This is a genomic window from Paraburkholderia suaedae, from assembly GCF_040812055.1.
GTDB lineage: Bacteria > Pseudomonadota > Gammaproteobacteria > Burkholderiales > Burkholderiaceae > Paraburkholderia.
The window spans coordinates 16,065-42,292 of sequence record NZ_JBFOAH010000017.1 but is presented as its reverse complement, the minus strand read 5'-3'; the positions used below and the strand labels follow the sequence as shown (position 1 = coordinate 42,292).

General features: G+C 64.2%; 21 protein-coding genes. 12 read left to right on the top strand and 9 right to left on the bottom strand.

All coding sequences use genetic code 11. From position 1 onward, the window contains the following. Positions 1-12: 12 nt before the first annotated feature. Positions 13-1,764 (bottom strand): ABC transporter permease, encoded by a 1,752-nt coding sequence (locus tag ABQJ48_RS22025; RefSeq protein ID WP_367840120.1) that lies wholly within the window; start codon positions 1,762-1,764, stop codon positions 13-15. Positions 1,765-2,487: 723 nt separating this feature from the next. Here ABQJ48_RS22025 and ABQJ48_RS22020 point away from each other — a divergent pair. Together ABQJ48_RS22020 and ABQJ48_RS22015 are read left to right on the top strand one after the other, a co-directional pair. Next, positions 2,488-4,179: a sensor domain-containing diguanylate cyclase gene (locus tag ABQJ48_RS22020; protein WP_367840119.1), complete on the top strand. Its 1,692-nt coding sequence runs from the start codon at positions 2,488-2,490 to the stop codon at positions 4,177-4,179. Between the two features lie 194 nt (positions 4,180-4,373). Continuing rightward, on the top strand, positions 4,374-4,640 hold the full coding sequence (locus ABQJ48_RS22015; RefSeq protein ID WP_367840118.1) for a hypothetical protein: 267 nt from the start codon (positions 4,374-4,376) through the stop codon (positions 4,638-4,640). A gap of 68 nt (positions 4,641-4,708) precedes the next feature. On the opposite strand, the gene ABQJ48_RS22010 is transcribed toward ABQJ48_RS22015, so the two are convergent. Both ABQJ48_RS22010 and ABQJ48_RS22005 read right to left on the bottom strand, forming a co-directional pair. Then, complete coding sequence (locus ABQJ48_RS22010) at positions 4,709-6,025, bottom strand: ATP-binding protein (RefSeq protein WP_367840117.1); 1,317 nt, start codon at positions 6,023-6,025, stop codon at positions 4,709-4,711. Continuing rightward, positions 6,009-6,734, bottom strand: a complete 726-nt coding sequence (locus ABQJ48_RS22005; RefSeq protein WP_367840116.1) for a response regulator — start codon at positions 6,732-6,734, stop codon at positions 6,009-6,011. The genes ABQJ48_RS22010 and ABQJ48_RS22005 overlap by 17 nt, the downstream gene beginning before the upstream one ends. A 218-nt stretch (positions 6,735-6,952) precedes the next feature. Here ABQJ48_RS22005 and ABQJ48_RS22000 point away from each other — a divergent pair, with 218 nt between their 5' ends. Then, positions 6,953-7,480, top strand: coding sequence for a Spy/CpxP family protein refolding chaperone (locus tag ABQJ48_RS22000; RefSeq protein ID WP_367840115.1), 528 nt, complete (start codon positions 6,953-6,955; stop codon positions 7,478-7,480). A 215-nt stretch (positions 7,481-7,695) separates the two neighbouring features. Here the strand turns inward: ABQJ48_RS22000 and ABQJ48_RS21995 are convergent, their stop codons facing one another. Beyond that, on the bottom strand, positions 7,696-8,406 hold the full coding sequence (locus ABQJ48_RS21995; RefSeq protein WP_367840114.1) for a pirin family protein: 711 nt from the start codon (positions 8,404-8,406) through the stop codon (positions 7,696-7,698). Positions 8,407-9,290: 884 nt separating this feature from the next. Here ABQJ48_RS21995 and ABQJ48_RS21990 point away from each other — a divergent pair. The 4 genes from ABQJ48_RS21990 to ABQJ48_RS21975 all read left to right on the top strand — a co-directional run bounded on the left by ABQJ48_RS21990 (position 9,291) and on the right by ABQJ48_RS21975 (position 13,260). Further along, a complete protein-coding gene (locus tag ABQJ48_RS21990; RefSeq protein ID WP_367840113.1) occupies positions 9,291-9,980 on the top strand; it encodes an ABC transporter permease in 690 nt (229 codons plus the stop codon). Continuing rightward, the gene (locus ABQJ48_RS21985; RefSeq protein ID WP_367840112.1) at positions 9,977-10,690 is read left to right on the top strand and encodes an ABC transporter permease; all 714 of its coding nucleotides are present in this window, start codon (positions 9,977-9,979) and stop codon (positions 10,688-10,690) included. Before ABQJ48_RS21990 ends, ABQJ48_RS21985 begins: the two co-directional genes overlap by 4 nt. 47 nt (positions 10,691-10,737) lie before the next feature. After that, positions 10,738-11,517: an ABC transporter ATP-binding protein gene (locus ABQJ48_RS21980; protein ID WP_367840111.1), complete on the top strand. Its 780-nt coding sequence runs from the start codon at positions 10,738-10,740 to the stop codon at positions 11,515-11,517. Between the two features lie 591 nt (positions 11,518-12,108). After that, complete coding sequence (locus ABQJ48_RS21975; protein WP_367840110.1) at positions 12,109-13,260, top strand: porin; 1,152 nt, start codon at positions 12,109-12,111, stop codon at positions 13,258-13,260. Positions 13,261-13,510: 250 nt separating this feature from the next. Here the strand turns inward: ABQJ48_RS21975 and glnK are convergent, their stop codons facing one another. Further along, complete coding sequence (gene glnK / locus ABQJ48_RS21970) at positions 13,511-13,849, bottom strand: P-II family nitrogen regulator (RefSeq protein ID WP_149671490.1); 339 nt, start codon at positions 13,847-13,849, stop codon at positions 13,511-13,513. A 132-nt stretch (positions 13,850-13,981) separates the two neighbouring features. Beyond that, on the bottom strand, positions 13,982-15,670 hold the full coding sequence (locus ABQJ48_RS21965; protein WP_367840109.1) for an NAD+ synthase: 1,689 nt from the start codon (positions 15,668-15,670) through the stop codon (positions 13,982-13,984). A 134-nt stretch (positions 15,671-15,804) separates the two neighbouring features. Between ABQJ48_RS21965 and ABQJ48_RS21960 the strand changes: the two genes are divergently transcribed. Then, positions 15,805-16,974, top strand: coding sequence for a GNAT family N-acetyltransferase (locus tag ABQJ48_RS21960; protein WP_367840108.1), 1,170 nt, complete (start codon positions 15,805-15,807; stop codon positions 16,972-16,974). A 9-nt stretch (positions 16,975-16,983) separates the two neighbouring features. Beyond that, positions 16,984-17,316, top strand: coding sequence for a GIY-YIG nuclease family protein (locus ABQJ48_RS21955; RefSeq protein ID WP_367840107.1), 333 nt, complete (start codon positions 16,984-16,986; stop codon positions 17,314-17,316). A gap of 21 nt (positions 17,317-17,337) precedes the next feature. Here ABQJ48_RS21955 and ABQJ48_RS21950 read toward each other — a convergent pair whose 3' ends face one another. Then, entirely contained in the window at positions 17,338-19,431 is a 2,094-nt protein-coding gene (locus ABQJ48_RS21950; RefSeq protein ID WP_367840106.1) for an FUSC family protein, read from the bottom strand. Positions 19,432-19,747: 316 nt separating this feature from the next. Continuing rightward, the gene (ppa, locus tag ABQJ48_RS21945; RefSeq protein WP_367840105.1) at positions 19,748-20,275 is read right to left on the bottom strand and encodes an inorganic diphosphatase; all 528 of its coding nucleotides are present in this window, start codon (positions 20,273-20,275) and stop codon (positions 19,748-19,750) included. Positions 20,276-20,546: 271 nt separating this feature from the next. On the opposite strand from ppa, the gene ABQJ48_RS21940 reads away from it, so the two are divergent. From ABQJ48_RS21940 to ABQJ48_RS21930, 3 genes are all read left to right on the top strand, one after another. Beyond that, entirely contained in the window at positions 20,547-21,986 is a 1,440-nt protein-coding gene (locus ABQJ48_RS21940) for an aldehyde dehydrogenase family protein (protein ID WP_367840104.1), read from the top strand. 63 nt (positions 21,987-22,049) lie between these two features. Next, a complete protein-coding gene (locus ABQJ48_RS21935) occupies positions 22,050-22,808 on the top strand; it encodes an SDR family oxidoreductase (protein ID WP_367840103.1) in 759 nt (252 codons plus the stop codon). Between the two features lie 191 nt (positions 22,809-22,999). Continuing rightward, on the top strand, positions 23,000-24,319 hold the full coding sequence (locus ABQJ48_RS21930; RefSeq protein WP_367840102.1) for an MFS transporter: 1,320 nt from the start codon (positions 23,000-23,002) through the stop codon (positions 24,317-24,319). Positions 24,320-24,519: 200 nt separating this feature from the next. Here the strand turns inward: ABQJ48_RS21930 and ABQJ48_RS21925 are convergent, their stop codons facing one another. Then, complete coding sequence (locus tag ABQJ48_RS21925; RefSeq protein WP_367840101.1) at positions 24,520-25,527, bottom strand: FkbM family methyltransferase; 1,008 nt, start codon at positions 25,525-25,527, stop codon at positions 24,520-24,522. Positions 25,528-26,228 lie beyond the last annotated feature (701 nt).

The following is a 26,228-nucleotide window of genomic DNA, read 5'->3' as shown; positions in this document are numbered from 1 at the left end:
TGCCTTCATTTCTCAGTCGAGCCGGAGCTTGGCTTCGGCGTACGCATACATCGGACGCCACAGCAGCCGGTTGAACAAGGTGACGAACAGGGACATTACGGCAATGCCCACGATGATCTTCGGGTAGTCGCCCGCCGCGGTGGTCTGCGCGATATACGCGCCCAGGCCGTGCGCCTTTACCCTGGTATCGCCCCACTGGACGAACTCGGCCACGATACTCGCGTTCCACGCGCCGCCCGACGCGGTGATCGCGCCTGTCACGTAATAGGGGAAGATGCCGGGCAGCATCGCCTGGCGCCACCATTGCCAGCCGCGGATGTGAAAATTCTTGGCCGCCTCGCGGTAGTCGTTCGGGTAGGAACTCGCGCCGGCGATCACGTTGAAAAGGATATACCACTGCGTGCCGAGCACGATCAGCGGCGAGAGCCAGATATCCGGGTTGAGATGAAAGCGCACGATCGCGATCACGAACACCGGGAACAGCAGGTTCGCCGGGAACGCGGCGAGGAACTGCGCGAGCGGCTGGATCTTTTCCGCGAGCGCCGGCCGCAGGCCGATCAGCACGCCGACCGGCACCCAGATCACCGACGCGATCGCAATCAGCAACACCACGCGCAACAGCGTGATGAGCCCAAGCACCAGCACGTGGCCGACCTCCTCGAGTGTCACACCGGTGCGCACGTACAGAAACACGCGGTACACCACGTAGACCGTCGCGACCAGCACCAGCGCGGCCCACAGCAGGTCGCCGAGCTTCGAGCTCTTCTGGCTCTGCGGTATCGGGAAGCGCGGGGCGCTGAAAGCAGGCAACTGGAAGCTCACGCGCGCCGCCCTCGCGAACATCCAGCCGATCGGCACCAGCAGCCGGTGAATCAGCCGCGTGCGGCGAATCAGATCGAGCAGCCAGGACTCGGGTGCGTCGCCGGAACTGGTGGTTTCCATGCGGAACTTGTCTGCCCATGCGACGAGTGGCCGGAACAGCAACTGATCGTACGCGAGGATCACCACCGTCATCGCAAGGATCACCCAGCCGATCGCGTGCAGGTTCTTGTCCGAGATTGCCTGCGCCAGATACGCGCCGATGCCCGGCAGCGTGATCGTCTTGTTGCCGACGGTGATCGCTTCCGAGGCGACCACGAAGAACCAGCCGCCCGACATCGACATCATCATGTTCCAGATGAGGCCGGGCATCGAGAACGGCACTTCGAGCTTCCAGAAACGCTGCCACGAAGTCAGATGAAAACCGCGCGACACTTCGTCGAGATCGCGCGGCACCGTGCGCAGCGACTGATAGAAGCTGAACGTCATGTTCCACGCCTGGCTCGTGAAGATCGCGAAGATCGCCGCCAGTTCGGCGCCGAGCACACGGCCGGGAAACAGCGCGAGAAAGAACGTGACGGTAAACGAAATGTAGCCGAGCACCGGCACCGACTGCAGAATGTCGAGGATCGGCACCAGCACGAGCCCGGCGCGCCGGCTCTTGGCCGCGAGCGTACCGTAAGCCAGGGTAAAGATTAGCGACGCAACCATCGCCGCGAGCATGCGCAACGTCGTGCGCATCGCGTATTCAGGCAGGTTCGCCGGATCGAGCGAGATCGCCTGGGTCCTTAGCGTCGACATGGGCGCGAGCGTCTCGTGAAAGCCGATCGCCGCCATCGCGATCAGGCAGATGATCAGCGGAAACGCCACGAAGTCCCAGCGATTGGGCAGCACCCGCCATGCCGACGCATTGGCGGTGCGCTTCAGGTTGAAATTGAAATCCATCAGCTACCCTCCCCTCGGGCGCCGATGCGGCTTTGCTCGAAGGAGGCCGCGGCTTCGCCGCGGCGGTCTGAAGCTCGGTCCGGAAAGCGGAAATCAGGCATGGCAAAACGCGTGTGCGCGGTAAATCGTTAGCATTGGAGACGCGTGGCCCGGCAACGGAAATGGCCGTGGACGAGCCGTCCGGGACCACCACCATCACGCCGGAGTGCTGTCGCCGCGGGCGCCGCCCGAAGGCTGGCGAGCTTTCCTCGTTTTGGACGGCACGACACTACACCATCCTATGTTTCAGGCACAACCTTTCGCGATAAATCGCAACGATGGGCGGCGCGCTCCGACCAACCGGTCCGCGCCGACATCGGCGCACGACCATGCGAGCCGCGCAGCGTGGCGCGTGTGCCACATCACCGGTAAGCGCGGCAACGGCCGCGAGCGTGGATAACCGCCCGGAAAACCCGTACAGCTATCAAGAATCAGGCTAGCTTGCCGTTAACAACCGGATGGGCTCGGCACATGCAGTTGGCATTACCGCAATAACGGTGGCGTCTGGCCCCATGCCGGTTAAAATCGGGGAATGACGCGCATGTTTCGTGCATGTTGGTGAGCGCTTTATCCCGGAGCACAGCGGCGGCACATCGTCAGCCGCTTATAAACGGTCGGCACGGCGCGTGTGCGCTGCCACGAATGAGCTAGTTGCATGTCACAGCCAGACGGATCAGAGGGTCGATGAACAGGACAACCTTGCGCCGGGCAACCGGACCGATCAGCTTTTTGCTGATCGTACTGGTTTGCTGGTTCGTGGCGGGCATGGTCGCGGACCGGATGGTACAGCAAGAGCTGGACGCGGCGCTGCGCGCTCAGCGTCAAATGTCCTCGTCGATCGTGGACAATATGGCGGAAGTGATCGCCAGCGACCTCGCCATGTCGCGCGCCATCCCGGCAACCATGGCCGATATGGACGTAGTCCAGCGGGCGCTGTTGCGGTCGCAGAATTATGCCGCGAACGGCGAAGCGGCGGAACACGCGGTGCGCGCCGCGTTGATGAAAGACCCGCAAATGGCGGCGGTGAGCAGCTTCCTGCACGATGCCCAAGGCTTCTCCGGGCTCGACCAGATCTGGCTCGTCAATACGAACGGCGTCTGCGTTGCATCGAGCGACTCGGGTACCAATCCGTACGCGGCGGAGCATTCGTCGATAGGCGTCGACATGCGCGCACGCGGCTATCTGACCAATGCGCTGCTCGGCGCGTTCTCGGAGGCCTACGGTGTGGGCCGCCTGAGTGGCGAGCCGGGCATCTTCATCGCCGCGCCGGCGTATGCGGACGGGCTGCTGGTCGGCGCGGTGGTCGCCAAGGTGGGGATCGCGCGGCTGCGTCACTGGGTGGCCCACGCGGGTACCTTCGTCGCCGACGACAACGGCATCATCATCATGGCGCACAACAGCGAGCTCGAAGGCCACGCGCTGCCGCAGTCGCGCGTCGCGCAGATGCGGCCCGCCGAGCGCATGACCGTCTATCACCGTGACACGTTCCCTGACATGCGGATTCGCGTCAGCACGGAAGTGCGCGAGCAGGCGCCGTGGCTGCCATCGGCCGTGGCCGGCCAGCTGTTCGGCATGAACGGGCAGCCGGCGCCGTCCCTGTACGAGGAACGCGTCGGCCTCAATTCGGGGCTGTCGGCGCATCTGGTCGATCCGCTCACGGCCTGGCCGGAGTTACTGCGCAATCACAAGCGCGATCATATGCTGGTGTTTCTGACACTGGCCGGCACGGTCGCGCTGGCGTGGGTGATCACCGTGTCGTATGTGCGCGAGCGGCGCCATCATCGCGCTACGCGCGATCTCGCCGAGCAGTTGCAGTCGGCCAATACGCTGCTCTCAGCCGAGGCGCGCCACGATGCGCTGACCGGCGCGCTGTCGCGACGCTACTTCCTCGACCTGCTGCGCCACGAGATCGAACGCGCGCATGCAAACCGCGAGCCGCTGTGCATGGCGATCGCGGACCTCGATCACTTCAAGCAGATCAACGACCGCTTCGGCCATGCCGCGGGCGACCGTGCGCTCGAACACTTCGTCGACACGTGTCGCGCGGAACTGCGCGGTGCGGACGCGATCGGCCGGCTCGGCGGCGAAGAGTTCGGCTTGCTGCTGCCCGCCACCGATCTGGCCGGCGGCCGCGAAGTGGTCGAACGCTTGCGCCTGCGGCTCAAAGCGGTGCCTTCAGCGAAGTTGCCGGCTTCGGTCAATCTGAGCGTAAGCATCGGCATCACCCAGCTGTCGCCCGACGATTTGCCCGAGCGGATCATGAGCCGCGCCGACACCGCGCTGTATGCGGCCAAGAGCGGAGGCCGCGACCGCACGGAAGCGCTGCCGCCCGATGACACCGCGCCGCCGGCGCGCACTGTGGCGAACGCCTGGTGAACGGAATAGGCGCGGCGTAAGCGGCCGTCCTTATGCCTGCGCTGGGCCGCGACGCCGGCAACTTCAAAAACGGCCGCCTTCGATGCGCGGGCAACCAGATCAACGCCAGTGCACGCCGCGGGATTCCCGCCACGAAGCAGGTATGATCGAACCTGATACTGAGGTCGATGCTACCGCGCTAACGGGAGATACGCATGAAGGGGAATCTGGTCATTGTCTGTCGCGATCAGGATGCCGAGGCATTCGACCAGTTGCTGGCTGAGTATGGCGCGTTCCAGACGCGCCTGTCGTCTACCGCGTGGTATCTGAAACTGGCGGTCGAGCCCGAACTGATTCAGGAGGAGATCCTGGCGCGTCTGGGCAAATACACGACGCATTATATTTTCGAGGCCGAAACGGTGATCTGGAATACGGTGGACAGCGAAGCGGCGAATGCGCTGAATACCTTGTTCTCTGACTAGCTGCCGCCCTGCATCCGGATTTCGCGCGGCGCCTTATATGACGGTGAAGGCGTGACGCGCCGTCAGTGTCACCAGACGCTCTCCGAGGCCGCCGCAACCTTCGGCAAGACCTCGAACGAAAAGCTCATCAACACTCGCAAGCCCCGTTCGCCGTGGTTGCCGATCTGCCATTCGCCGCCCGCCCGCCGTACCAGCCGCTCGACGATGGCGAGCCCGAGCCCGCTGTGGCCGTTGCCGCCGCGCGCCGGATCGAGCCGCACGAAAGGCCGGCTCGCGTTGATCAAATCCTGCGCGGCGATGCCCTTGCCGTTATCGCTCACCGACAGCGTAAAGCCTTGCGCGGTGCGCGCGGTGGCGACTGTGATAGGCGGCGCGCCGTATGCGTGGGCATTGTCGAGCAGGTTCGACAGAATGCGGTCGAGCGTGGCGGCGGGCAGCAGGAACGCCGGCCCCGCGTTGAGTTCGGTCTGCACGGTCGACGCACCGCCCGCCACGGCGCGATAGGTGCGCACCACGCGCTCGCACTGCGCGTCCACCTGGACGGCTTCGCTGCGATCGGCGCCGTCGTGCGCGAACACCAGAAACTGCTCGACGATATGCGTCATTGAGTCGACGTCGCGCACCACGCCGTCGCGCATCTTCGCCTCTTCCATCATTTCGGCGCGCAGCCGCAAACGTGCAAGCGGCGTTTTCAGATCGTGCGCGACGCCGGCCAGCATGACGGCGCGGTCGTTCTCGGTACGCGCGACTTCCTGAACCATCTGGTTAAAGCCGTGGGTCAACTGCCGCAACTCGCGCGGACCGCGCTCCGGCACCGGCGGCACCGGCAGGCCGCGGCCGAAGCGCGACACCGCCTGCGCGAGCGACCGCAATGGCTGCTGCAACGCCCACGCGGCGAAGAGGGCCGCCATCACCGCGAACGAGAAAATGATCACGAGCCACAGCACCGTGCGGTCGAGCGAGCGCGGCGTGCGCAGAGGCTGCACCGGCACCACGATCCAGCTGCGATCGGTCGGTGCTCGCACCCACAGGGCGGGTGGCCGGCCCGGCATGCCGACCCGCACCTGCGTGCCGGCCGGCATCCGGTCGCGCACGTCCTCCAGGAAGCGCGCGAGCGGCGGCGGCATGTCCGTATTCTCGGGCGGTACGTCCGGGCTCGCCGGGTCCACGAGCCGCACGCGCGAGGGCAACGGCTGATCCGGTGTGCGTGCAACGTGCTGGCGCACCGCGTCGACGAGGAAGGTCGCTTCCTCGACGGCATAGCGTGTTTGCAACTGGCTGCGTTCGAGCCGCATCAGCGCGTACCACGCGAAATGCGACAGCATCAGCACGGCGACGACTAGCAGCGCCAGCCGCCCGAACAGTGAATCAATGGGCCGGCGCATGTTGCTCGCCGTCGGGCACGAACACGTAGCCGCGTCCGCGCACGGTCTGGATGAAGCGCGGCGTGGACGGGTCGGTTTCGAGGATGCGCCGCAAACGCCACACCTGCACGTCGATGCCGCGGTCGGTGCCGTCGTATTCGGGACCGTGCAGCAGTTCGAGCAGACGTTCGCGCGTGAGCGTGCGCATTGGATGATTGACGAAGATCTTCAGCAACGCGAACTCGCTGCCGGACAACGTGAGCGGCTTACCTTCGAGCTGCAGCGCGCGCGACTGGAAGTCGAGCGTGAAGCGGCCGAAGCTGAACGGCTCGCGCTGCTCAGGCGCCGCCGCCGACGGCAGCGTGCGGCGCCGCCGCAGCACCGCCTGCACGCGCGCGAGCAACTCGCGCGGATTGAAGGGCTTGCCGAGGTAATCGTCCGCGCCGAGTTCGAGCCCGACGATCCGGTCGACGTCGTCCGCACGCGCGGTGAGCATGATCACGGGAATGTCGTCGCCGGACGCGCGCAGCTTGCGCAGCGCGGTGAGTCCGTCGACACCCGGCATCATCAGATCGAGCACGATCAGGTCGGGGCGCTCGCGTTCAAGCCTGCGTTCAAGCGAGCCCGCGTCATGCAGCACCGAAACTTCAATGCCCTGACGGGCCAGATAGTCGCGCAGAAGATCGCGCAATTCGACGTCGTCGTCGACAACAAGGATTTGGGTAGCCATGAAATGAAGTTTAACGCGCAGCAGCAAGCGTGTTCGTTAACCGACGTCCCTCAAGGGTTACCGGGTGTTACCGTGAAAGCCGCGCGTAATGCGCAGTAATGGCGGCGTCCAGACGCGTAACACAGCAACCGGGCGGCTTCTCTACGCTGTGTCTTACCGACGCAGGCGGTCCAGATGACCGGTTGCATCGTCGGCTATTCCATTACAAGGAGTCTTACATGTCCACCAAAAAAATGTCACGCGTTCTCGCCGTTGCCGCCTCCGCTCTCGCCATCGGCGCGGGCGCCGCTTATGCAGCCCAGCCTCCCCTGCACGGCGGTGCCGGCGGCTGGCACGGCCAGTTCATGAAGCAACTGACGCAACTGCACGACGAGTTGAAGTTGAACGCGGACCAGGAAAAGCAGTGGCAAGCCGCGCTCGACACGATGAAGCAAGGCCACGACGCAATGCGCGCCAATCACGAGCAGATGAAGAACCAGTTCAAGGCCGCGCAGCAACAGCCGATTCTGGATCTGAACGCGATGGCCGCGGCGCATCAGCAAATCGAACAGAAAGACGCGCAGTTGCGCCAGCAAACCACCGACGCATGGCTGAAGTTCTACAACGGCCTGAACGATCAGCAGAAGACCACCGTCAGCACGGCGCTGAAGCAGCGCTTCGCGAAGATGGAATCGCGTCACGAGAAGATGCGCGAGCGCTGGGAACATCATCAGGGCGCGGCGTCGGCGCCGGCCGTTGATCAGTAAGCGGCACGAGGTGACATTGAGGCGGCCGCGCGCGCCGCCTCGTCGATGTGAAAACGCCACGGGAGGTTTTCCGTGGCGTTTTCGCGTTTCTGTGCTTTTGCATCGACTGCGCAGTGAGTTGCGGTGGCCACGCGACGCGGGATCAGCGCGATCTGTCCGTTGTGCGCTCATCCATTACTGTCGACTGCGATCGCCGTGGCGGAACATCCCGGCCATCAGGCGTTCAGTGGCCCGAGGTCGAACAGCAGCACTTCGGCGTTCTCACCGTGGTCCAGCGTCACCGTATCGGTGTCGCTCAATTTGGCGGCGTCGCCCGCCTTGAGCGCCTCGCCGTTCACGCTCAGCGCGCCGCGCGCCAGGTGCACGTATGCGAGCCGCCCCTTCGGCAACGCAAACGTGAGCTTTTGCGCGCCGTCGATCAAACCCGCGTAGATGGACGTGTCCGCGTGAATCGTCACCGAGCCGTCGCGACCGTCCGGCGAGGCCACCACGCGCAGACGGCCGCGCTTCTCGGCGGCATCGAAGCGTTTTTCCTCATAGCTGGGCGGCTCGCCTGCCCGCTGCGGAATCACCCAGATCTGCAGCAAATGCGCGGGTTCGTCCTGCGACGCATTGAACTCGCTATGCTGCACGCCGGTGCCCGCGCTCATGCGCTGCACGTCGCCGGGGCGGATGGTCGAACCGTTGCCCATGCTGTCGCGGTGAGCCAGCGCGCCTTCGAGCATATAGGTGACGATCTCCATGTCGCGATGGCCGTGTGTGCCGAAGCCCTGGCCGCCGGCGATGCGGTCTTCGTTGATGACGCGCAGCGGGCCGAAATGCACGTGTTGCGGATCGCGGTAGTCGGCAAACGAGAAGCTGTGATACGAGTCGAGCCAGCCGTGGTTGGCGTGGCCGCGTTCTTCGGAACGGCGAATCTCGATCATGAAGGTACTCCCGATGAATGGATAGCGATGTAGCTAATGTATGGTCAGCGCGGTCGCGAGACAATCGGCATGGGCGCACCGGATCGTTCCATAAACACGTGCAATGTCGCAGCGGGCGCTCGCGTCAGTGAAGCGCGCTTTGCGCTCGCTCCTGTAGCCGGAACGAAGCGAGGAAAAGCCCGCGAAACGCCGTTAGCGAGTCAGCGATCGGGCAACCGGCGCGCTCGAACCCAGCCAGGAAAAGCGCGCCCCGGCGTCGCGCACACACAACGCCCGCGCCATCCGGTTCATCGTCGGCAAGGGCGGCGCACTGGCGTGGTGGCAGGGTTCGGGTAAAATACCGCGCTTTTTGACCACGCGTGGGCGCCAGACGCGCCGGCCGCCTGACGTCGGCATAGCGGTATCGCAGCGGTATCGCCCAAAGCTGAAACCTCGGTCTCGCGTCAGGCTCGTTCGCTGCGTCGATCCGGCCATCGGCCGGCCGACGCAGCGCAGCTGGCCCGGCGCGACAATTTTGACCGCCTAGAATAGCGACCTTCGGCGATGAGCCGGCGCTCGTCCGGTCGAACCGCGACGATCAGTCCGATCCGGGAGAAACATGGAGAAACTCGCACTGTGCGTGGCCTGCTCGGGGCTCGCCCGCATGGGCTTTGCCGGGGCTTCGTAATACAGTCGGCAATATTCGACGCAGTGGAGTCACCACCGTCTCGAGACGAGAGTCCCAAAAAGCGCGCTGCAAGGGCGGCAACGTCCATGCAGTCATGATTTGCACAGCGGTGCGCTGTGCGCCGCTGGTCACGGCGAGCCCCGGCTCGCGGCAAACGCGGTGCAGAGCTGGCCGCGTCTTTCGCGGTGCGTCGCAGACGCATCGTCAAGGACCCCCTATGTTCCTTCAAGGCTACGGCCCGCTGCTTCTCAACGGCACCTGGCAAACCGTCAAACTTGCGGTGTTGTCGCTGGTGTTCGCTTTCGTGCTGGGTCTGCTCGGCGCGGCGGCGAAACTATCGAAGAACCGTATCTCGTACGGCATCGGTACGGTGTACACCACGCTCGTGCGCGGCGTGCCCGACCTGGTGCTGATGCTGCTGCTCTTCTATAGCATCCAGATCTGGCTGAACAACCTGACCGATATGCTCGGCTGGGAACAGATCGACATCGATCCGTTCGTGGCAGGCGTGGCGGTGCTCGGCTTCATTTACGGCGCGTACTTCACCGAGACTTTTCGCGGCGCGTTTCTCGCGGTGCCGCGCGGCCAGCTCGAGGCGGGCGCGGCCTACGGCATGACGGGCTGGCAGGTGTTCTCACGCGTGATGTTCCCGCAGATGATGCGCTTCGCGCTGCCGGGCATCGGCAACAACTGGCAGGTGATGGTCAAGGCCACCGCGCTGGTGTCGATCATCGGCCTCGCGGATGTCGTCAAGGCTTCGCAGGATGCGGGCAAGGGCACCTTGCGGTTCTTCTTCTTCACCCTGCTCGCAGGGGCGATCTATCTCGTCATCACCACAGTGTCCAACTTCGTGCTGATGTACCTCGAAAAGCGCTACTCGACCGGCGTACGAAAGGCGGATCTATGATCGCGATCATCCAGGAATACTGGCGCAACTATCTGTTCACCGACGGCTACCGCTTCACCGGTCTCGTGATCACGCTGTGGCTGCTGGTGGTATCGATCGGGCTCGGCTTCTGCCTGTCGATTCCGCTCGCGGTAGCGCGAGTGTCGAAGAAAAAGTGGCTCGCCAGATCGGTGTGGCTGTACACCTATATCTTCCGCGGCACGCCGCTTTATGTGCAGCTGCTGCTCTGCTACACCGGCCTGTACAGCCTCGACATCATCCGCAACAACGAACTGACCAATGCGTTCTTCCGCGACGGCATGCATTGCACGTTGCTCGCATTCACGTTGAACACCTGCGCGTACACCACCGAGATATTCGCCGGCGCGATCAAGGCGACCGCGTACGGTGAGATCGAGGCGGCTCGTGCGTACGGGATGTCGTCGTTCACGCTGTACCGGCGCGTGATTTTGCCCTCGGCGCTGCGCCGCGCACTGCCTTATTACAGCAACGAAGTGATCCTGATGCTGCACGCCACCACGGTTGCCTTCACCGCGACCGTGCCGGACATCCTCAAGATCGCCCGCGACGTGAACTCCGCGACGTATCAGTCGTTCAATGCGTTCGGTATCGCGGCGCTGCTCTACCTGTGCATTTCTTTCGCGCTGGTGTGGCTGTTCCGCCGCGCCGAGCGCCGCTGGCTCGCTTACCTGCGGCCGCAAGGCAAGTAATGGGGCGCAGTCGCGCCCGTGGGCAAGCAAGCTCGTCAAGGACCCTGATGACCACCAAGAAGCAAAAGCTCTTCGTCGACGAGCTTCACAAACAGTACGGCGACAACGAAGTGCTCAAAGGCGTGTCGCTGAAGGCCGACGCCGGCGACGTGATCAGCGTGATCGGCTCGTCCGGCTCGGGCAAGAGCACGATGCTCCGCTGCATCAACTTCCTCGAACAGCCGAACGCCGGGCGCATCTTCGTCGACGGCGAGCAAGTGCGCACGCACAGCGGCAAGAACGGCGCGCTGCGCGTGTCGGACCCGAAGCAGTTGCAGCGCGTGCGCACCAGGCTGTCGATGGTGTTCCAGCACTTCAACCTCTGGTCGCACATGAACGTGCTCGAGAACATCATCGAGGCGCCGGTCAACGTGCTCGGTCTGAAGCGCAAGGAAGCCGAAGAGCGGGCGCGCGAATATCTGGAGAAGGTCGGCCTCGCGCCGCGCCTCGAGAAGCAGTATCCATCGCATCTGTCGGGTGGCCAGCAGCAGCGGGTGGCCATTGCCCGCGCGCTGGCGATGCATCCCGACGTGATGCTGTTCGACGAACCGACCTCCGCGCTCGATCCCGAGCTGGTCGGCGAAGTGCTGAAGGTGATGCAGACCCTCGCAGAGGAGGGCCGCACGATGATCGTCGTCACGCACGAGATGGCGTTCGCGCGAAACGTTTCGAACCACCTGATGTTCCTGCATCAGGGACGCGTCGAAGAAGAAGGCCATCCCGACGAGGTATTCCGGAACCCGAAAAGCGAACGTCTGAAGCAGTTTCTTTCCGGAAGTCTCAAATAATAATCACGGCCCGAAAACCTAATATTTGGGCTTCATTCGAATTGACATTACAAGGCGCTTACGGGCGCCTTTTTTGTTCTTGTCATTCGCGCAGAGCGGCGCTCGCGTCCGCCAAAGCCGCTCCAGGCGGGGCTCCGTGGTTTGCGGCAGGCCTACCTCGCCACTTTAAAATCGTCAATAGTGGGAATCCTTGAGAGAGCCCGCTTCGCGCCGCGATTCCCTTTCTGGGCAAGGGTTTGCGGGCTTTATCGAGGGTCGGCGACGGGCCCTTGCGCACGTTGTTATTGCAATTTGGAGACACCCCCTTATGCACGACTTAATTTCTTCTACCTTTGAATGGTATTTTTGATAAATTAGTAACCAAAGTAGCAAAACAAAGTTCATTAAAAGTAGTTTTACTTCAAAGCACAGAGGAGAACCGGTCGGCGAGGGATCGGCATGACGAGTAGAGAGCCCGTAGGCTACGCGTCACGGCAGGAGACCCAATCCACCCGCTAATCTCCCTGGTACCGCTTTCTGTTCGGCATGTCTTGTGTCCGAACACCATTCGCAGTACTGGGTTTCACTTTTTGACAGGGTATGGAGGAGAAGATGAAGAAAGCTTTGCTCGCCGCTGCGTTGATGTCGGCCGGGGTTGTCGCTCACGCTCAAAGCAGCGTCACGCTGTACGGCCGCCTGGATGCGGGTCTTGAATACATGTCGGGCGTTCCGAGCGGTGCGAACGTCAACGGCGCGGCCACCACCAGCAACAACCGCTTCAGGGCCGAAAGCGGCGACTGGGGCACTAGCCTGTGGGGGATGAAGGGCGTCGAGGACATCGGTGGCGGCAACAAGGTCCTGTTCCAGTTGGAAGGCTCGTTCAACACGATGACGGGTGCAGGCCCTGGCGGCGGCGGTCTCTTCAATCGCTGGGCAACGGTCGGCCTCGCGAACGACCAGTACGGTACGTTCACGATGGGCCGCATGCTCTTCATCTCGAACGGCGTGTGGGACTTCGACCCGTTCGGTCAGTCGAACTGGTCGTCGGCATCGCTGGTGCGTGGCCGCAACTGGCCGCAGTCGAGCAACAACTTCGCGTACCAGTCGCCGAAGATCGCGGGCTTTGACTTCTACGGTCAATACGCGCTGTCGAACGCAACGAGCTGGAACGGCAACGGCACGACCCCGCAAGGTCGCGAAGCCGGCGCACAGATCACGTACACGACCTCCCTGTTCCAGATCCGCGGCATGTACGACGAAATCCGCAACCCGGCTAACGGTGGACTGTACGGCCCGCAAGTCGGCACCATCAATACGGCCAATGCGGGTGGCGGCGTATTCTCGGCATCGCGTGAATACTCGGCCATGTTCAACGTGTTCCTCGGCCAGTTCAAGATCCAGGGCGCTTACCAGGCGGTCCGGTCGGCAGGTGCTACGGGCGTGCTGCCGGGTCAGCCGACTACCCTCGATCACGAATGGGGCGGTGTGACGTGGCAAGCAACGCCGGCTGCAGCGCTGATTGCAGCGGTCTACCACGTGAACGGCAACAACGGTGCGGGTAATGCGACGATCTACACGGTCGGCGGTTCGTACAACATCTCCAAGCGCACGCTGTTCGACCTCCAGGTTGCGTCGGTGCGCAACAGCCGGAATGCGAACTTCGGACTGAACGCGAACAACCCGGGCTTGGCCGCTTCGACGGACAACCCGCTTCCGGGTCGCGCACAAACCGGCGTGTACGCAGGTATTCAACACTCGTTCTAAGCGAACGGGGTGCCCCGGGGGGACTTCCTTCGGGGCTCATCGCGAGTTTTCTTCAAGAGAATCTTTTTCACGCTGCTGCGAGAGGCGCGTATCGGTGCAATGCCCGCAAGGGTATTGCACCATTTTTTATTTTGAGTGCGGTACGGGTCTCGCCACGGCGCACCGTACCGGTGCGTGATCGATTCACGGACAACGCGCGATGGTGGAATAATGCCAACCCCTCGCGCCCGACGTTGCCAGCTCGCGCGCGTTACACCGCTGCTTCGTTTTCTTCGCCGGTGCGAATACGGATCACACGCTCCACGTCGGCGACAAAGATCTTGCCGTCGCCAATCTTGCCCGTGCGCGCCGCGCCGATGATCGCGTCGATCACCTGATCACACTGGTTGTCCGCGATCACCACTTCGATCTTCACCTTCGGCAGAAAATCGACCACGTACTCTGCACCACGATAGAGCTCGGTATGGCCTTTCTGCCGGCCGAAGCCCTTGACCTCGGTAACGGTCAGCCCGGTGAGGCCGACTTCAGCGAGCGCCTCGCGCACTTCGTCGAGTTTGAACGGTTTGATGACTGCGGTGATGCGCTTCATGGCGAACCTCGTCTCGTGATGGGAAGAGTGAAAGGGAAATTAGATGATTTTTATTCTACGCCGCGCGGGATTCCTTGCGGCATTCCGGCGCGTGCTCCACGCTAGCTTGCGACGAAGCCGCGGAACCGCCTTTCACTCCACTGGCTCGGTGTAGCGCGACGTAATCGGATAGCGCCAGTCGCGGCCGAATGCGCGATGCGTCACGCGAATGCCGATCGGCGCCTGGCGGCGCTTGTACTCGTTGATCTTGATGAGGCGCGTGACGCGCTTGACGTCGTCGACCCCATAGCCCGCGGCGACGATTTCGGCGAGCGAACGATCCTCTTCCATGTACATGCGCATGATCGCGTCGAGTACTTCGTACTCCGGCAGGCTGTCCTGGTCGGTCTGGTTCTCGCGCAGCTCCGCCGACGGCGCGCGCGTCAGAATGCGCTCGGGAATCACGTCCTGCTTGCTGAACGTGGTGGCCTGATTGCGGTAGCGGCACAGCCGGTAGACCAGCGTCTTGGCAATGTCCTTGATGACCGCGAAGCCGCCGGCCATGTCGCCGTAAAGCGTGCAATAGCCGACCGCCATCTCGCTCTTGTTGCCGGTCGTCAGCACGATCGAGCCGAACTTGTTGGACAGCGCCATCAGCAACGTGCCGCGAATGCGCGCCTGAATGTTCTCTTCCGTCGCGTCTTCGGCGCGGCCTTCGAACTCCTGCGCAAGCGCGCCGCGGAACGCGTCGAACATCGGCGCGATCGCGATCTCGTCGTAGCGCACACCGACGCGGCGCGCCATCTCGGCGGCGTCGGTGGTGGAGATGTCGGCGGTGTAGCGCGACGGCATCATCACCGCGCGCACCCGCTCCGCGCCGAGCGCGTCGCATGCCACCGCCAGCACGAGCGCCGAGTCCACGCCGCCGGACAGGCCGATCAGCGCGCCGGGAAAACCGTTCTTGCCGATGTAGTCGCGCACGCCCATCACGAGCGCCGCGTACACCTGCGCTTCCAGCGACAGCTCCGGCGCGATCTCGCCACGCAGCGGCTTGCCGTCGTCGAACTGGACGATCGCGGTGGCTTCCTCGAACTGGGCCATCTTCGCGACCAGTTGGCCTTGCGCGTCGAGTACGAACGAGCCGCCGTCGAACACCAGTTCGTCCTGCGCGCCGACCATGTTCACGTAGACCATCGGCAGACCAGTTTCGCGAATCCGCGCGCGCAGAATGTCGAAGCGCATCGCTTCCTTGTTCAGGTGATACGGCGATCCGTTCGGAACCAGCAGCACTTGCGCGCCCGCCGCCTTCGCCATCTGCGCAGACGACGCATGCCACGCGTCCTCGCAGATCATGACGCCGTACTTCACGCCGTCGAGTTCGAAGACGAACGGCTGGGCGTCGGCCGCGAAGTAGCGCTTCTCGTCGAACACTTCGGTGTTGGGCAGATCCTGCTTGCGATAGGTGCCGGCCACCGCACCGTCGACGAGCAGCGACGCCGCGTTGAACGTATCGACCGGCGGCACGCCGCGCCCGATCGGCGCGTTTGCATTACCATGGCCGTGCACCGCGTCGCGTAGCGGATGGCCGACGATCACATGCAAGCCGGTGAACGGCTTCAGTTGCGCGGCGAGGTCGGCCAGCGCCGCCGCGCTCGCCGCATAGAACGCGGGACGCAGCAGCAGGTCTTCGGGCGGATAGCCGGATAACGCGAGTTCGGGTGCGATCAGCAGCTTCGCACCGTCGTTGTGCGCAGTCCTGGCGGCCGCGACGATCTTCGCGACGTTGCCGGCGAAGTCGCCGACAGTGACGTTGATTTGAGCAAGAGCGATTCGTGTCTTCATGGCAGGATCGACAGGCAAGCCGAAGCGGCTTGCGGGTACCGCGGCTGGATAGCTCGACGGAAACGGACGGATCGGACAAACAAACGACGCGGCGCTCACTGCGCCGCGTCGCTCATGGGTAACGGTCACACAGATTGAAACAGGAACGCTTCGATTATCGCACGGGCATTCCGGCATCGCCCTCGGAGGTGGACGCCGTCGAATGGAATGCGCTTCTCGCGCAGCAGAGCCAACCCACGCCGTTTCTGCGGCACGAGTTTCTGAGCGCGCTGCATGCGACCGGTTGCGCGGTCGCCGCTACCGGCTGGGCGCCGCAATTCGTCACGCTGGCCGATCCGCGCACGGGCAAGCTCGTGGCGGCCGCGCCGGTGTATCTGAAGGGGCACTCGTACGGCGAGTATGTATTCGACTGGGCATGGGCCGATGCCTACAAGCGCAACGGCTTGCCGTACTACCCAAAACTGCTGTGCGCCGTGCCCTTTACTCCGGTGCAGGGCAACCGTTTGCTGTCGGCGGACGCACACGCGTTGCGGCATCTCGCGGCCACGCTGATGGCGTTTGCCGAGCAGGCCGACGTGTCGTCGCTGCACGTGCTGTTTCCCACCGAAACGGAAGCGGACACGCTGACTGAGATGGGCATGATGCAGCGCGAAGGCGTGCAGTTTCACTGGCTGAACGACGGCTATCGCGACTTCGACGACTTCCTCTCCACGCTCGAACAGAAAAAACGCAAGAACATCCGCGCCGAACGCCGCAAGGTCCGCGAGGCCGGGGTGACGATGCGCAGAATCCGCGGCGAGGACATCCGGGACGCCGACTGGCGCTTCTTCAGCAAGTGCTATCGGCAAACCTATCGCGAGCACTTTTCGAGTCCGTATCTGAACCTCGATTTCTTCAGGATGATCGGTGCGTCGATGCCGGAGAATCTGCTGCTCGTGATCGCCGAATACGAAGGCCGGCCGATCGCGAGTTCGCTAGTGGTGTATCAGCGCGACGCGAACACCGGCGGCACCTTGTACGGACGCTACTGGGGCGCATTGGAACACGTGCCGTGTCTGCACTTCGAAACCGCGTACTACCAGCCGCTCGAGTTCTGTATCGAGGAGAAGCTCGGTGCCTTTGAAGGCGGCGCGCAGGGCGAGCACAAGATGGCGCGCGGCTTCCTGCCCACGGTGACGCGTTCCGCGCATTGGCTCGCACACCCCGCCTTCGCCGATGCGGTCGGTCATTTTCTCGACGACGAAAAGAACAGCATCCACGCGTACGTGGACGAGCTGCGCGACCATAATCCATTCAAAGGGTAAAGCGCAGTCATGGCGTGGTTTCTTTATCTGCTCGAATGCTCCGACGGCAGCGTCTATACCGGCATCGCCGTCGACGTGCAGGCGCGCTTCGACAAACACGCGAGCGGCGCGGGCGCACGTTATACGCGCTCGCGCAAACCGGTGCGGATACTGGCGTCATTCGAGCTGGCGGACCGCGCCAGCGCGTCGCGTGCCGAGTATTGGGTCAAGCGTTTGCCGGCGGTCGACAAGCGGGCGCTCGCGGCGGGACTGCGCGCACTCGACTCGGTGTTGCCGGTCGCGCAGCCGCTTGCGGTCGACCAGCCTCAAGAAGAGAACGGGCCTTCCGGACTGGCATCGTAACGAATCCGCCACCCGCGCGCGCTATCCCCTCGCCTCGCGCATCGTCTCGCTCAAGAAGCGCTGCGTCCGCGCGAGCTCGCCCACGGCGTCGGCTTCGAGCGACGTCAGCCCCTCGCGCGCGGGGAGCTCGTGCCGAACCCGCCGCAGGTTGCGATTCAACGCCGCGTCGATATCGGCGCTCATCGTTTCCACCCATGCGCCCAGTTCGTCGTGCTTCTCGCGACGCTGCGAGCTCAGGCGCAGTTGCGTCGCGGTGCCCGCCATTCTGCGCAACAGGCTGAGCACAGTGAGCGTCACGGTATCGGCCATCGAGTCCTCCAGTTTTTCGAGGCGTATCCGGCCGATCACCTCCTCGGCGTTATTGCTGGAAAGACCGGCGGCGCGGCGCAAGCGCTCCATGTCCCGCTGGCTGCGACGCGGCGACTCCAACGACGCGCGCAGATACGCGACGTTCGCGCGCACCGCGTCGCTCAGATAGGCACGGTAGTCGATCTTTTCGCGCGTCGGCCATAGGTAGAAGGTAGCGAGCAGCGCGAGCACACAGCCGAGCACGTTGTTGCCGAGCCGCGCGAGCGCGAACGCGAATTCGTTGGCGCCGGGCGTCGCGAAGTCGGCGACCAGCACGAAGGTCGGCGTCAGGAACAGTACGAAAAGGCTGTAGCTGACGGGCCGCAGCGCCATGGTCGCCAGCACCAGCGGAAAGACCGCGAGCGAAATGCCGAGCGGCGTATGAATCGCGTAGCCGATCGCCGCCGCCAGTACGCCCCCCACGATGCTGCCCGCCGCTCGCTCGATACTCCTCGGCCACGTCGCGGCAATCGACGGCTGCAGGATGAGCAGCGTCGCCATGGTCGCCCAGTAGCCGAACGGCAGCCCCAGCGCGCGGATCACCAGAAAGCCCGCCGTGGTCGTCGCGCCGACGCGCGCCGCGTGGCGCAAGCCGACCGATTGCGTCGACAGGTTCGCCTTGAAGGTCGCCCAGGTGCGCGCCGCCCGACGCGCCGCGCTGTCGGTCCACGGCGCGGGCCGCGCAAAGCGAGGCGCGAAATCGACCAGTTCGAAGTCGCACTTGAGCTTCACGGGTTCCGTCAACGCGCTTTCGAGCCGCCCTGCGAGGCGCCGCAAGCGCGACTGGAAATTCGCGAGGCGCTCCCAGCGCGCGTCGCCAGCGGCAGCGCCGGTGCCGCGCAGCACCGCGCCGATCGCGTGGAGCAGGCGCGCCGCGCGCTGCGCGCGCCGTGCGTCACCCGGTGTTTTTTCGCTCGCGCCGGACACGGCGATCAGATACGCGAACAGCGCCTCGCCGTCGGCCAGCAAGCCGAGCAGCGTGTCGTAGGTCTCGCGGCCGCCGGTCCACGATGCGCTCACGCGTGCCACCGCCTCGCGCGAGCGCTCCAGCGCGGCGCGCGCATCCGCGCGAAATTGTGCGGCGTGCGTGGCCCAATCGCGCGAGCCGGCGCGCTGTTCGAGCAGACGGGCGCTGTCCAGCGCAAGGTCGGCAAGCCGCAGATAGACGGCGCGCAAGGTCGCGCGGCTCGCCCCGAACGGATGAATGCGCCACACGGTGAGACTCAGCGCGACCGCGAACAGGCAACCGCTCAGGTAGACGCCGAGAAACGCCAAGCCGGCGCGCGCATCGTGCATCGGCCGGTCGACCATTACCACGCACGCGGTGGCCGCGAGAATCGTCACTTGCGCGGTGGCCGCCCCCCAGATGCGGCCGAAGCCGCCGAGCGTCGTGAACGCAAACAGCGCCAGCGCCGCGAAGCCTGTGCCCGCGCCGGACGCCAACGCGGTGAGACCGCCAAATAGCGTCGAGAGCAACGCGAAGCCCATCATCGATGCGAAGCGCGCGCGGTTGGAGCCGGCGGCGTCGGCGAGGCAGGTCCAGAACGCGCCGATTGCGGCCCAGGCGAACACCGGATCGTGCAGCAGGTTGCCCACCGCCAGCATCGCCGTGGATGCGCACGCCGCCCGCAAGCCTTCCGACAGGCTGGCCTCGCTCGCCGAGAACGACACCATCCAGACCGGCCGCTTGCGATAGATGGCAGTGGTGACCGCATTGAAGCGGCTGGACCAGCGCAATGACGAGGGGTGGGATTTGCGGCTCAGCATCGGGACAGGGGTGCTCCTGGAAACGCGCGCATTAAACGCGCATGGAGGCGCGAGGTCCGCGCTCAGGTTGAGCTCGCGCTAGGGCGGGCGCGTCAGGCAGCAAATCATAAGGGTTTACGCGTAATATTAAAAATGCCTTCACGCCATCCGCGTCATGCACGGCGGCTATCCGCACGCAACTCCGCAGGCTGGCCCCTTCGGCGCGACGCTGCGTGGCTCATTGAAACGCCAATGAAAAACCGCGCGGCCCTTGCGGGCGCGCGCGGTTCGGTTCAAACAGGCGGCTTTTCAGGCAGCGACGTGACGCACGCTTACCTTACTTCTTGTAGTTCGCGACGCCTTCGGTGATTTCCTTGTGCGCGGCTTCGAGGCCCGCCCAACCGTCGACCTTCACCCACTTGCCCTTTTCCAGCGCCTTGTATTGCTCGAAGAAGTGCTTGATCTGGTCTTTCAGATACGCCGGGACGTCGTCGATCGACTTGAGGTCGGCGGTCATCGGGCAGACCTTGTCGTGCGCGACGGCGATCAGTTTCGCGTCCACGCCCGACTCGTCGGTCATCTGCAGCATGCCGAGCGCGCGCGCGCGGACCACCGAGCCTGCCAGCAGCGGGAACGGCGTGATCACCAGCACGTCGACCGGGTCGCCGTCGCCCGACAGGGTTTGGGGAATGAAGCCGTAGTTGGCCGGGTAGCGCATGCCGGTGCTGATGAACCGGTCGACGACGAGCAGGCCCAGGTCCTTGTCGGCTTCGTACTTCACCGGATCGCTTTGCGCCGGGATTTCGATGATGACGTTGAAATCTTGCGGAAGGTCTTTGCCTGCGGGGACGTGATTGAAGCTCATGAGCGCTCTCTGGTCAGGATGGGAAGTCGGGGCACGGCGTGCGGCACGCAAGCTCGGGCGGCATGCATCGTCGCGGTCGCCCCGAGCTTGCCTTGCGATTGCCTCGAGCGGCTTGGCGGCCGGACGTTGCGCAATGCGCCATTATAGCCAATCGGCCGATGGCGTCCGCGGCGCTATCGGCGCGATAATCGTCGGACGTCTCACGATGGTGCGTCTCGTTTGTGAACACCGCGTCGCCGGACCCGGCGGCGTGCAACGTCAAGGAGCATGCATGGAAGAAGCCCGACACTTCATTGGCGGCGAATGGTCCGCTGCATCCGGCGGCGACACGATCGCCGTGCTCGATCCATCGGACGGCCAGCCGTTCACCCGCCTCGCGCGCGGCACCGAGGCCGATATCGAAGCCGCCGTGCACGCCGCGCGCCGCGCATTCGAAGGCGCATGGGGCGCGGCGAGCGCGGCCGAGCGCGGCCGCGTGCTGTATCGGCTGTCGATGCTGGTCGCCGCGCGCCAGGAAGAACTGGCGCGGCTCGAAGCGCGTGACACCGGCAAGCCGCTCAAGCAGGCCCGCGCCGACGCCGCCGCGCTTGTGCGCTACTTCGAGTTCTACGCCGGCGCGGCCGACAAGCTGCACGGGGAAACGCTGCCTTATCAGAGCGGCTACACGGTGCTCACGATCCGCGAGCCGCACGGCGTGACCGGCCACATCGTGCCGTGGAACTATCCGATGCAGATTTTCGGGCGCAGCGTGGGCGCGGCCCTCGCGACCGGCAATGCGTGCGTGGTCAAGCCCGCCGAAGATGCGTGCCTGTCCGTGCTGCGCGTGGCCGAACTGGCCGCCGAGGCGGGCTTGCCGCCTGGCGCGCTGAACGTCGTCACCGGTTACGGACATGAAGCGGGCGCGGCGCTCGCGCGGCATCCCGGCATCGACCACATTTCGTTTACCGGGTCGCCGGAGACCGGCAAGCTGGTCACGCAGATGGCCGCAGAAAACCATGTGCCGGTCACCCTGGAGCTGGGCGGCAAGTCGCCGCAAATCGTCTTCGCCGACGCAGACCTCGACGCGGCATTGCCGGTGCTGGTCTCGGCGATCGTGCAGAACGCCGGGCAAACCTGCTCTGCGGGCAGCCGCGTGCTGATCGAGCGGGCCATTTACGAACCCCTGCTCGACCGGCTGAGCGGCGCGTTCAATGCGCTGCGCGTGGGCCCCTCCCACGCGGACCTCGACTGCGGACCGCTGATCAACGCGAAGCAGCAGCAGCGCGTGTGGGACTTTCTTTCGGACGCGCAGCACGACGGCATCGCCATGGCCGCGCACGGCGAAGTCATTCCCGACGCGCCGGAAAGCGGCTTCTATCAGGCGCCCACGCTGTTGCGCGATGTGCCCGCGAGCCACCGGCTCGCGCGCGACGAAGTGTTCGGCCCGGTGCTCGCCGCCATGCCCTTCGGCGACGAAGATGAAGCGCTCGCGCTCGCCAACGGCACGCTGTACGGCCTCGTGGCCGGCATCTGGACGCGCGACGGCGCGCGGCAGATGCGGCTCGCGCGGCGGCTGCGCTCCGGCCAGGTATTCATCAACAATTACGGCGCGGGCGGCGGCGTCGAATTGCCGTTCGGTGGCGTCAAGCATTCGGGGCATGGGCGCGAAAAAGGTTTCGAGGCGCTGTATGGCTTCACCGTGCTCAAGACCGTCGCCATCCGGCACGGCTAGCGGGCACCACGGTAAATGCAGTCATGCAGCACATTCCACTACAAGCAACGGAGCGCACACATCATGCGGTTGACAGGCAAAACGGCCATCGTCACGGGCGGCGGCTCGGGTTTTGGTGAGGGCATCGCGAAAACGTACGCGCGCGAAGGCGCAAACGTCGTGGTCAACGATCTGAACGGCGCGGCCGCCGAGCGCGTCGCGAGCGAAATCGCGCTGGCCGGCGGCAAGGCGATCGCGGTGGCCGGCAACGTCGCGCAGCGCGAGGACTGGCGCAGGCTGCGCGAAGCCGCGCTGGAAGACTTCGGCAGCGTGCAGATCGTCGTCAACAATGCGGGCACCACGCATCGCAACAAGCCCGTGCTGGAAGTGACCGAAGCGGAGTTCGACCGCGTGTATGCGGTCAACGTCAAAAGCATCTACTGGAGCGTGCAGGAGTTCGTGCCGTATTTCCGCGAGCAAGGCGGCGGCTCGTTCGTCAACATCGCGTCGACGGCCGGCGTGCGGCCGCGTCCGGGGCTCGTCTGGTACAACGGCAGCAAAGGCGCGGTGATTATCGCGAGCAAGTCGCTTGCTGTCGAACTCGGCCCGGACCGCATTCGCGTGAACTGCGTGAATCCGGTGATCGGCGAAACGGCGCTGCTTTCCGAGTTCATGGGCGTGGAAGACACGCCGCAAAACCGCCAGCGCTTTCTGGCCGGCATTCCGCTCGGGCGCTTCTCGACTCCGCAGGACATCGCCAACGCCGCGCTCTATCTGGCCTCGGACGAAGCGGAGTTCATCACCGGCGTGTGCCTGGAAGTGGATGGCGGGCGCTGCGTGTAACGGCGCATCGATCTGACGCGGCGACCCTCGCATGTCGGGGCCGCTCACGGGGGGCCGTCAGCATGGCCCGCGGGCGCGGCGCGCCGCAGTCAGTGTTTTCCCCCGGTATTCATTCGTCGTGCAAACAAGCCGGCACGGCTAGAATCGGTCGACGGCAGCAGGTCGGATTCCACAACAAAAGAGGAGACACCATGGCAAGTCCCGCAGATCCGCTCCACCATCCCGGCGCGGGTGCGCCGCCTTCCACCTTTGAAGAGGCCACCTACCACAAAGTCAGCTGGCGGCTCGCGCCACTGCTGATGCTGTGCTACGTGGTCGCGTATCTGGACCGCGTGAACGTCGGTTTCGCGAAGCTGCAGATGAGCGGCGACCTCGGCCTGAGCGATGCGGTGTACGGCTTCGGCGCAGGCATTTTCTTCCTCGGCTATTTCATCTTCGAAATTCCCAGCAACGTGATTCTGCACAAGGTCGGCGCGCGCGTGTGGATCGCGCGGATCATGGTGTCGTGGGGCGTGATCTCGATGCTGACCATGCTGGTCACCACGCCGACGATGTTCTACGTGATGCGCTTTCTGCTCGGTCTCGCGGAAGCGGGCTTCTTCCCGGGCATCATCCTGTATCTCACCTATTGGTATCCGGCGCACAGGCGCGGCCGCATGACCACCTGGTTCATGACGGCGATCGCGCTGTCGGGCGTGATCGGCGGGCCGGTGTCGGGCTATATCCTGAGGAGCTTCAACGGTGTGAACGGCTGGCATGGCTGGCAGTGGCTGTTTTTGCTGGAAGGGATTCCGTCGGTGCTCGTCGGGGTGCTCGTGTTCGTGATGCTGGACGACCGTATCTCGAAGGCCAAATGGCTGACAAAGGAGGAGCAGCAGTTGCTCGAGCGCCAGGTGTCCGCCGAAGAAGCGACCAAGCACGATATGCCGATCCGCCAGGTGCTGACGAGCGGCCGCGTGCTGATGCTAAGCCTCACGTACTTTTCGTTCGTGATGGGCCTCTATGGCGTGAGCTTCTGGCTGCCGACCATCATCAAGGCGACCGGCGTCACCGATGCGTTCATGATCGGCTTGCTGTCCGCGATTCCGTTCGCGGCGGCCGTTCTGGCGATGGTGTTCGTCGCCCGCAGCGCGGACCGTCAGCGCGAGCGCCGCTGGCATATCGCGTTGCCGGCCTTCGCGGGGGCGGTGGGGCTCGTGCTGTCGGTCGTCTGGGCGCACAACACGGTGCTGGCAATGGCGTCGCTCACGCTCGCGACCATGGGCATCCTGACCACCCTGCCGCTCTTCTGGAGTCTGCCGACGGCGATTCTCGCCGGCACGGGGGCGGCGGCCGGGATCGCGATGATCAATTCGATCGGCAATCTGGCAGGCTTTCTGAGCCCTTATGCGGTGGGCTGGCTCAAGCAGGCGACCGCAGCGAACGATTCCGGGATGTACATGCTCGCGGCGTTCATGGTGCTGGGCGGTTTGCTCGCGATCAGCGTGCCGGCGACCATGGTCAACAAGTGAAGTAGTTTTGCCGACGCGCAGTCCTTCGGTGCTCTGTCGCTGGGGCTTCGCGTTGGTGCGGGCTGAGTTCGCGTTGAATGCTGCGCCGAATGGCGCGAGGTCGAGCGCTGCCGCGGCGTTCGAGCGCGGATCGCTGGTGAACCCGATCGGCTCTGGTCGGCGCGCCTGGCTTCGCGCGCGAGGTCATCAGCAACGCCCGCTCACGCAGCGACGCGCGCCGCCTTGACCCCGCGATCGTCCGCAGCGGCGTGTTGCTTTCGTGTTGCTACCACGTCCACGTAGAACGGCCGGTTTCGCCATTCCGTGATTGTGTCGGCGAGGCGCGCCGTGATGTCTCTCATCAGTCCGCTCTCGCCCGGTTGGCCAGCCTTTGCATCCGTCTGCTCGATCTGGCCATATTCGAAATGCCTTTCGAGAAAGTTCAGCACGACGGTAGGATCGGCACCGAGTCGGGCCATATTGTAGGGCGACCACTCCAGAGTGATGGCATCGGCTCTTGCAAGTGTTTGCATGCCGCCTGCAACCACAAATGGCTCGGCTCCCTCCGTGTCGATCTTGACGAACACGGGTGGGCGCAACTCGAGCGCGAGATCGTCCAGTCTTACGCAGCGCACCTCCACGACTCTCCTGCTTCCCTCTTCGCGTGTGGTGGGGAGGTCCGTTTCGACATGCAGGCGATGAGCGCCCAGATTGCCGTCGGCGATCTGGAACGGCAGCATCCCTTCCCGCTCGTGCAGAGCCAACGGGTAGACGTGCACGTCGGATGACGGGCAGTTCGCGTAAATGTTGAGCAGCAGGTTCCGATAGTTAGCCGGTTCGGGCTCGAAGGCATAACACTTCACCGCACTGTTGTGCTCGAGAATGGGCACGACCGTCATTCCGATGTTCGCACCGATGTCCAGATAGGTCCCGCCCGAATCCGGGAAGAACAGCTTCACGCGTTCAAGCAGTTCCGGCGCCCAACGACCGGTCTGCGCATAGGCTTTAAGGATACTCATGTCGTTAGAACAACTGATCATCGTTCCGTATTGCCCCGTTGCGGAAATCTGCGCGATGTTGAGCTGGCGCGCAAGTCCGCAGAGGTAGGCATATCCGTGCTCGCTCACGAGCGATGGATTATTGAGCAGCGACTTCGCCAGAACATGCCTGACTCGCAGTGGAAGCGCAGAAGTCACGACGCCTGCCGCTGCAAAAATGAGGCTCTTCATGAGAGGTCCTTGACAAGACGGTTCGCGCATGACGGTTCGCTCCACCAATTCGGGCGAGCTCATCGCTTTCCAGCCACATGCGCGCGCGCTGGGGAAAGTCTCACTCAACCCGGCGCCACAAAGGTATGAGGATGATGCTAGTCCCTCATTTTCCGGCGTTAAAAGTTTTGGCCGTTCTAGCGGAGGCGTTGGCAGATAACGTCGAACGTTTGACGATATTCATCAGAACTAGCCCCCGCGGGACTAGGGGTGGCGCAGCAGCTGTTCCCGACCCGGCGGGCGAGCGCCGCAATTTTCCAGGCTGTAACGGCCACTAACGTATCGATTTGGGCCGTCGACTACCTGATCCGACGACTCAGGCGCTATGCTCCACCGCACAACGGCACCATCGCACCGATGCCCGGTCTATCTGCGAATGGGTTCACGAGACATTCTTTTGCGACGCCGTTCGCGTCGTACCACATGTCCGGCGACCGCGCCAAAGAACTGCTGCGGCCCTGCGGTGCTAACCTGTCCGGAGGACGTCATGACGCCGAAGGCAAGCAGCGTTGCGAGGCATTCGCGGCGAGGCGGCGGCCCACTGTGTCGAATAAAGATCTTTCGCTAAGCTGACTTATGGCTTTCCGATGTGGTGAACTTTAAGGCAAACGCGGCTGCCGCCGCTGGTCTGTGACACGCCGAAAGCGCAGGTGCGGAGAACC

What these genes read in the sequence shown, in the direction of transcription:
- ABQJ48_RS22020 (WP_367840119.1), top strand. Translation starts at nt 2,488, where the DNA reads ATGAACAGGACAACCTTGCGCCGGGCAACCGGACCGATCAGCTTTTTG.
- ABQJ48_RS21935 (WP_367840103.1), top strand. Translation starts at nt 22,050, where the DNA reads ATGCGGTTGACAGGCAAAACGGCCATCGTCACGGGCGGCGGCTCGGGT.
- glnK (WP_149671490.1), bottom strand. Translation starts at nt 13,849, where the DNA reads ATGAAGCGCATCACCGCAGTCATCAAACCGTTCAAACTCGACGAAGTG.
- ABQJ48_RS22025 (WP_367840120.1), bottom strand. Translation starts at nt 1,764, where the DNA reads ATGGATTTCAATTTCAACCTGAAGCGCACCGCCAATGCGTCGGCATGG.
- ppa (WP_367840105.1), bottom strand. Translation starts at nt 20,275, where the DNA reads ATGAGCTTCAATCACGTCCCCGCAGGCAAAGACCTTCCGCAAGATTTC.
- ABQJ48_RS21975 (WP_367840110.1), top strand. Translation starts at nt 12,109, where the DNA reads ATGAAGAAAGCTTTGCTCGCCGCTGCGTTGATGTCGGCCGGGGTTGTC.
- ABQJ48_RS22015 (WP_367840118.1), top strand. Translation starts at nt 4,374, where the DNA reads ATGAAGGGGAATCTGGTCATTGTCTGTCGCGATCAGGATGCCGAGGCA.
- ABQJ48_RS21925 (WP_367840101.1), bottom strand. Translation starts at nt 25,527, where the DNA reads ATGAAGAGCCTCATTTTTGCAGCGGCAGGCGTCGTGACTTCTGCGCTT.
- ABQJ48_RS21930 (WP_367840102.1), top strand. Translation starts at nt 23,000, where the DNA reads ATGGCAAGTCCCGCAGATCCGCTCCACCATCCCGGCGCGGGTGCGCCG.
- ABQJ48_RS21955 (WP_367840107.1), top strand. Translation starts at nt 16,984, where the DNA reads ATGGCGTGGTTTCTTTATCTGCTCGAATGCTCCGACGGCAGCGTCTAT.
- ABQJ48_RS21965 (WP_367840109.1), bottom strand. Translation starts at nt 15,670, where the DNA reads ATGAAGACACGAATCGCTCTTGCTCAAATCAACGTCACTGTCGGCGAC.
- ABQJ48_RS21980 (WP_367840111.1), top strand. Translation starts at nt 10,738, where the DNA reads ATGACCACCAAGAAGCAAAAGCTCTTCGTCGACGAGCTTCACAAACAG.
- ABQJ48_RS21985 (WP_367840112.1), top strand. Translation starts at nt 9,977, where the DNA reads ATGATCGCGATCATCCAGGAATACTGGCGCAACTATCTGTTCACCGAC.
- ABQJ48_RS22010 (WP_367840117.1), bottom strand. Translation starts at nt 6,025, where the DNA reads ATGCGCCGGCCCATTGATTCACTGTTCGGGCGGCTGGCGCTGCTAGTC.
- ABQJ48_RS22005 (WP_367840116.1), bottom strand. Translation starts at nt 6,734, where the DNA reads ATGGCTACCCAAATCCTTGTTGTCGACGACGACGTCGAATTGCGCGAT.
- ABQJ48_RS21995 (WP_367840114.1), bottom strand. Translation starts at nt 8,406, where the DNA reads ATGATCGAGATTCGCCGTTCCGAAGAACGCGGCCACGCCAACCACGGC.
- ABQJ48_RS21940 (WP_367840104.1), top strand. Translation starts at nt 20,547, where the DNA reads ATGGAAGAAGCCCGACACTTCATTGGCGGCGAATGGTCCGCTGCATCC.
- ABQJ48_RS22000 (WP_367840115.1), top strand. Translation starts at nt 6,953, where the DNA reads ATGTCCACCAAAAAAATGTCACGCGTTCTCGCCGTTGCCGCCTCCGCT.
- ABQJ48_RS21990 (WP_367840113.1), top strand. Translation starts at nt 9,291, where the DNA reads ATGTTCCTTCAAGGCTACGGCCCGCTGCTTCTCAACGGCACCTGGCAA.
- ABQJ48_RS21950 (WP_367840106.1), bottom strand. Translation starts at nt 19,431, where the DNA reads ATGCTGAGCCGCAAATCCCACCCCTCGTCATTGCGCTGGTCCAGCCGC.